The 5,580-nt window shown below is 71.8% G+C and carries 5 protein-coding genes; all 5 read right to left on the reverse strand.

The genetic code is table 11. From position 1 onward, the window contains the following. Window positions 1-89: 89 nt before the first annotated feature. Window positions 90-1,454, reverse strand: a complete 1,365-nt coding sequence (gene glmM, locus ACFV6I_RS25150; RefSeq protein ID WP_380427739.1) for a phosphoglucosamine mutase — start codon at window positions 1,452-1,454, stop codon at window positions 90-92. 165 nt (window positions 1,455-1,619) lie between these two features. Further along, a complete protein-coding gene (gene rpsI / locus ACFV6I_RS25155) occupies window positions 1,620-2,150 on the reverse strand; it encodes a 30S ribosomal protein S9 (protein WP_107452914.1) in 531 nt (176 codons plus the stop codon). Between the two features lie 33 nt (window positions 2,151-2,183). Beyond that, window positions 2,184-2,627 carry a 50S ribosomal protein L13 gene (gene rplM, locus ACFV6I_RS25160; RefSeq protein WP_063348980.1) on the reverse strand — a complete coding sequence of 148 codons (444 nt, stop codon included), beginning with the start codon at window positions 2,625-2,627 and terminating at the stop codon, window positions 2,184-2,186. A 235-nt stretch (window positions 2,628-2,862) separates the two neighbouring features. Further along, entirely contained in the window at window positions 2,863-4,521 is a 1,659-nt protein-coding gene (locus ACFV6I_RS25165; protein WP_350877126.1) for an ATP-binding cassette domain-containing protein, read from the reverse strand. A gap of 41 nt (window positions 4,522-4,562) precedes the next feature. After that, window positions 4,563-5,474 (reverse strand): tRNA pseudouridine(38-40) synthase TruA, encoded by a 912-nt coding sequence (truA, locus tag ACFV6I_RS25170; RefSeq protein WP_244293441.1) that lies wholly within the window; start codon window positions 5,472-5,474, stop codon window positions 4,563-4,565. Between the last annotated feature and the right edge of the window lie 106 nt (window positions 5,475-5,580).

The raw sequence follows: 5,580 nt of genomic DNA on the forward strand, positions 1-5,580 counted from the left end.
CGGGGCGCGCGGGCGCGGCCTCTGCGCGGCGCGGCCGGGGGGCGCGGGGGGCGGGGGCCGCGCCCCCCCCCGGGGGGGGCGTGCCGGGCTCAGCCCAGGTGCGTCCGCACGGCCTCGGCCAGCCGCTGCGCGACGGACTCGGCCTGCACCGGGTCGGCGGCCTCGACCATGACCCGGACCAGCGGCTCGGTGCCGGACGGGCGCAGCAGCACCCGGCCGGTGGAGCCCAGTTCGGCCTCGGCCTCGGCGACCGCGGCGGCCAGCTCGACGCTGGTGTTCACCCGGCTCTTGTCGACGCCCTTGACGTTGATCAGCTGCTGCGGCAGACGGGTCATCACGGCGGCCAGGTCGGCCAGCGGCTGCTTGGTGCTGGCCAGGCGGGCACCCAGCATGAGGCCGGTCAGGGTGCCGTCGCCGGTGGTGGCGTGGTCGAGCAGGATGACGTGGCCGGACTGCTCGCCGCCCAGCGCGAAGCCGTGCTCCTTCATCGCCTCCAGCACGTAGCGGTCGCCGACGGCGGTCTCCACCAGGTCGACGCCCTCGCGCTCCATCGCCAGCTTGAAGCCGAGGTTGGACATCACGGTGGCCACCGCGGTGTTGCGGCGCAGGGTGCCGGCGTCCTTCATCGCGACGGCCAGGATGGCGATGATCTGGTCGCCGTCCACCTCGTTGCCGTCGGCGTCGGCGGCCAGGCAGCGGTCGGCGTCGCCGTCGAGGGCGATGCCGAGGTCGGCGCGGTACTCCGTCATGGCGGCCTGCAGCCGGTCCAGGTGGGTGGAGCCGACGCCGTCGTTGATGTTGAGGCCGGTGGGCTCCGCCCCCAGGGTGTGGACGACCTCGGCGCCGGCCCGGGCGAAGGCCTCGGGGGCGACGTAGGCGGCCGCGCCGTGGGCGCCGTCGATGACGACCTTGATGCCGTCGAGGCGGTTGGGCAGCACGCCGATCAGGTGGGCGACGTACTTGTCGAAGCCCTCGGTGTACTCGCGCACCCGGCCGACGGCGGCGCCGGTCGGCCGGTTCCAGTCCTCGCTGCCGAGCGTGTGCGTGCGGTAGTGGGACTCGATCGCGTCCTCGATGCGGTCGTCCAGCTTGTGGCCGCCGCGGGCGAGGAACTTGATGCCGTTGTCGGGCATCGCGTTGTGGCTGGCGGAGAGCATCACGCCGAAGTCGGCGCCGAGCGCGCCGGTGAGGTACGCCACGGCCGGGGTCGGCAGCACGCCGACCCGGAGCACGTCGACGCCGGCGCTCGCCAGGCCGGCGATGACGGCGGCCTCCAGGAACTCGCCCGAGGCACGCGGGTCCCGGCCGACCACCGCGACCGGCCGGTGGCCCTCGAAGGCGCCGGCCTCGCCGAGCACATGGGCCGCCGCGACCGACAGCCCGAGCGCGAGCTCGGCCGTCAGGCCCACGTTGGCCACCCCGCGCACGCCGTCCGTACCGAAGAGTCGTCCCACTGTCCCGTCCTCCATCACCACTGCTCGGAACCCAACCGATGGCACCCGGCCGCCGCACGATAGCCGGGGAACACGTCGCCCCGGAGTACACGTGGTACTCCGGGGCGACGGTTCGCGCAACCAGGGGGTGCGCCGCCAGGGCGGGCCGCACCCCCAGGGGCGCGATTAGCGCTTGCTGTACTGCGGCGCCTTGCGGGCCTTCTTGAGACCGGCCTTCTTGCGCTCGACGGCGCGGGCGTCACGGGTCAGGAAGCCGGCCTTCTTCAGCGCGCCGCGGTTGTTGTCCACGTCGGCCTCGTTCAGGGCACGGGCCACGCCGAGGCGCAGCGCGTAGGCCTGGCCGGAGACGCCGCCACCGGAGATGCGGGCGACGACGTCGTAACGGCCGTCAAGCTCGAGGAGCTTGAAGGGCTCGTTCACGGTCTGCTGGTGCACCTTGTTGGGGAAGTAGTTCTCCAGGGTGCGACCGTTGATCTTCCACTGGCCGGTGCCGGGGACGATGCGCACGCGGGCGATCGCCTCCTTGCGACGGCCGAGGCCGGCGCCCGGGATGGCCTCGCCGAAGCGGCCGGCCAGCGACTCGGAGGTGTACTCGCCCTCGGAGGTGTACTCGCCCTCGACAGCCTCAACGGCCTCGTCGAAGTCGACCTCAAGGGTCTCGGTGGTTTCAGTGGTCTCGGCCACGGTGTTCCTCAGCTCTTTTCAGTGTTGGGGGGCTTGGTGGCCGAATTACTGCGCGACCTGGGTGATCTCGAACGGCACCGGCTGCTGGGCAGCGTGCGGGTGCTGGTCGCCCGAGTAGACCTTCAGCTTCGAGAGCATCTGGCGGCCCAGGCTGTTCTTGGGGATCATGCCCTTGATGGCCTTCTCGACGGCCTTCTCCGGGTTGTTCGCCAGCAGGTCGTCGTAGCGCACCGACCGCAGACCACCCGGGAAGCCAGAGTGGCGGTAGGCCAGCTTCTGGGTCTTCTTGTTACCGGACAGGTGCACCTTGTCGGCGTTGATGATGATGACGAAGTCACCAGTGTCAACGTGCGGCGCGTAGATCGCCTTGTGCTTACCCCGGAGGAGGTTGGCGGCCTGGGAAGCCAGGCGGCCGAGCACGACGTCGTTCGCGTCGATGACGTGCCACTGACGCTGGACGTCGCCGGGCTTGGGGCTGTACGTACGCACGGTCGTATGCCTTCGCTTTTCAGTGAGTGAGTCCTGACAGGAGCACCTGGGACGGCAGAGCAGCCTGGTCAACCTTGGACGCAATTCAAGGGGGACCGCTGGTCGTCGAACCTGATGTCTCCGGCGTACCGACCTCTCACGTGAGATAGAGCGAGCCAATACGCACATCAAGCGTCCAGGTTACCGGGCGGGCGGGTGGGGGTCAAAAATCGGCTTCCCCCACCCCCGCCGTCACTCAGCGTTCGCGCTCCACCCGGCTGACGTCCCAGACCGGCTCGGGCGACTCGTAGACCCGGCCGTCGGCGCCGAACACCAGGTAGCGGTCGAAGGTCTTGGCGAACCAGCGGTCGTGGGTGACGCACAGCACGGTGCCGTCGAAGGCCTCCAGCCCGGCCTGCAGCGCCTCGGCACTGTCCAGGTCCAGGTTGTCGGTCGGCTCGTCGAGCAACAGGGCCGTCACGCCGGAGAGTTCGAGCTTGAGGATCATCAGCCGGGCCTGCTGCCCACCGGACAGCGACTCGAACTTCTGCTCCTCCTGCCGGTCCAGCTCGTAGCGGCGCAGCGCGCCCATCGCGGCGCTGCGGCTGAGCGCGTGCTCCTCCTCGACGATCGAGCGCACCGTCCGGCCGAACAGCTCCGGGTGGGCGTGGGTCTGCCGGAAGTGGCCGGGGACGACCCGGGCGCCGAGCTTCCAGGTGCCGGTGTGCGCGACGCTCTCGTCGCCCGCCAGCAGCCGCAGGAAGTGCGACTTGCCGGAGCCGTTGGAGCCGAGCACGGCGACCCGCTCGCCGTAGAACACCTCCAGGTCGAAGGGCTTCATCAGACCGGTGAGCTCCAGCTGCTCCACGGTGAAGGAGCGCACGCCGGTACGCCCGCCCTTGAGCCGCATGGTGATGCTCTGCTCGCGCGGGGGCTCCTCCGGGCGGCCGGCCTCCTCGAACTTCTTCAGCCGGGTCTGGGCGGCGGCGTAGCGGGTGGCGAGCGCGTGGCTGACGGAGGCCGCCTGGCGCAGGGTGACGACCAGCTTCTTGAGCTTGGCGTGTTCCTCGTCCCAGCGCCGGCCCAGCTCCTCGAAGCGCGCGAAGCGGTCCTTGCGGGCCTCGTGGAAGCTGTCGAAGCCGCCGCCGTGCACCCAGACGCTGCTCCCGGCCGCGCCGGACTCGACGGCAATGATCTTGTCGGCGGCCTCGGAGAGCAGCTCGCGGTCGTGCGAGATGAACAGGACGGTCTTCGAGGTGGCCTTGAGGGCCTCCTCCAGCCAGCGCTTGCCCGGGACGTCCAGGTAGTTGTCGGGCTCGTCGAGCAGCAGCACCTCTTCGGGGCCGCGCAGCAGCGCCTCCAGGACGAGCCGCTTCTGCTCGCCGCCCGAGAGGGTGTTCAGGCCGCGCCACTGGGCCTTGTCGAAGGGCATCCCGAGGGCCGCCATGGTGCAGACGTCCCAGTCGGTCTCGTAGTCGTAGCCGCCGACGTCGGCCCAGTCGGAGAGCGCCTGGGCGTAGGCCATCTGGGTCTTCTCGTCGTCCTGGGCGATCATCGCCAGTTCGGCGGCGTCCACCGCGCGGGCGGCGACGGCGATCCGCTCGGGGGCGACGGACACCAGCAGGTCGCGGACCGAGGCGTCCGGCGCCAGCGCGCCCGGGGTGGCCCGCTCGTCCTCGCGGCCGGTGGTGCCGACGAACTGGCGCATCACGCCGAGCCCGCCGCTGATCGTCACCGTGCCGCCGTGCGGCTGGAGGTCCCCCGCGATCATCCGCAGCAGGGTGGTCTTGCCAGCCCCGTTGGCGCCGACCAGGGCGACCGCGGCGCCCTCACCGACCCGGAAGGACGCGTCGTCGAACAGCACCCGCCCGTCCGGCAGGTAGTACTCCAGGTGCGAAATCTCGACGTGTCCCATGCGGACGATTGTCCCAAGCCGACGCGCCTGGCCCAAACGGATTACCCGACGGGCGGCTGACCGGGCAGTGTGCGCAGCCGCCTGGCCTGGCGGTTCCGCTCGGCGAGCTGGTCGTCCGGCGGGTAGCCGACTTCCTCAAGGGTGAGCCCGTACGGCCGGATCACGTTGACGGCCGAGTTGCGGACCCCGCCGGCCAGCACCTCGCCGGGGAACTCCACCGGCCGGTGCCCGTCGCCGACCAGCAGCATCGCCCCGACCAGCGCCCGGACCATGTTGTGGCAGAACGCGTCGGCGCGGACGGTGGCGACCGCCAGCGAGCCCTCCTGGGCGGCGTAGGAGTCCACCGGGACGCGGTCCCAGTGCAGCTCCAGCAGGGTGCGGATGGTGGTGGCGCCCTCGCGCTTCTTGCAGTACGCGGCGAAGTCGTGCTCGCCGAGCAGCAGCTTCGCGGCCTCGTTCATCCGGTCGACGTCCAGCGGGCGGTCGTGCCAGAGCACGTGCCCGCGCAGCAGCGGGTCGACCCCGCCGGGGTGGTCGGCGACCCGGTAGGCGTAGCGGCGCCAGATCGCCGAGAAGCGGGCGTCGAACCCGGCCGGCGCCTCGCCGACCCGGTAGATCCGGATGTCCCCGGGCAACCGGCCGGCCAGCCGGCGCATCAGCTTCTCGCGGTGCGCCTCCCACAGCTCGGCCGGCAGGTCGACGTGCGCGACCTGGCCGCGGGCGTGCACCCCGGCGTCGGTGCGCCCGGCCACGGTCAGCGGGAACAGCTCGGGGCTGCGGGTGACGATCTGCAGCGCGCTCTCGATCTCCTCCTGGACCGTCCGGCGGCCGCCGCGCTGGCGGGCCCAGCCGGAGAACTCGGCGCCCTGGTAGGCGAGATCGAGCCGGACCCGGACGCACCCGTCGGCCGGGCCGTCCTTCACCGGCGGCTGCTCGGCGCAATCGTTGACCACAATCCACTCCAGACAGAAGGAACGGGCCCGCTCCCCCACGGATGGGGGTGGGGGCCCCCGTCCCCACCGAGCCGGGTGATGCCCGCGCGGCCACGCCGGCCGCGGG

Origin of the sequence: Kitasatospora sp. NPDC059803 (genome assembly GCF_042732255.1) — a bacterium.
In the GTDB taxonomy this organism is placed as follows: domain Bacteria; phylum Actinomycetota; class Actinomycetes; order Streptomycetales; family Streptomycetaceae; genus Kitasatospora.

What these genes read in the sequence shown, in the direction of transcription:
- ACFV6I_RS25165 (WP_350877126.1), bottom strand. Translation starts at nt 4,521, where the DNA reads ATGGGACACGTCGAGATTTCGCACCTGGAGTACTACCTGCCGGACGGG.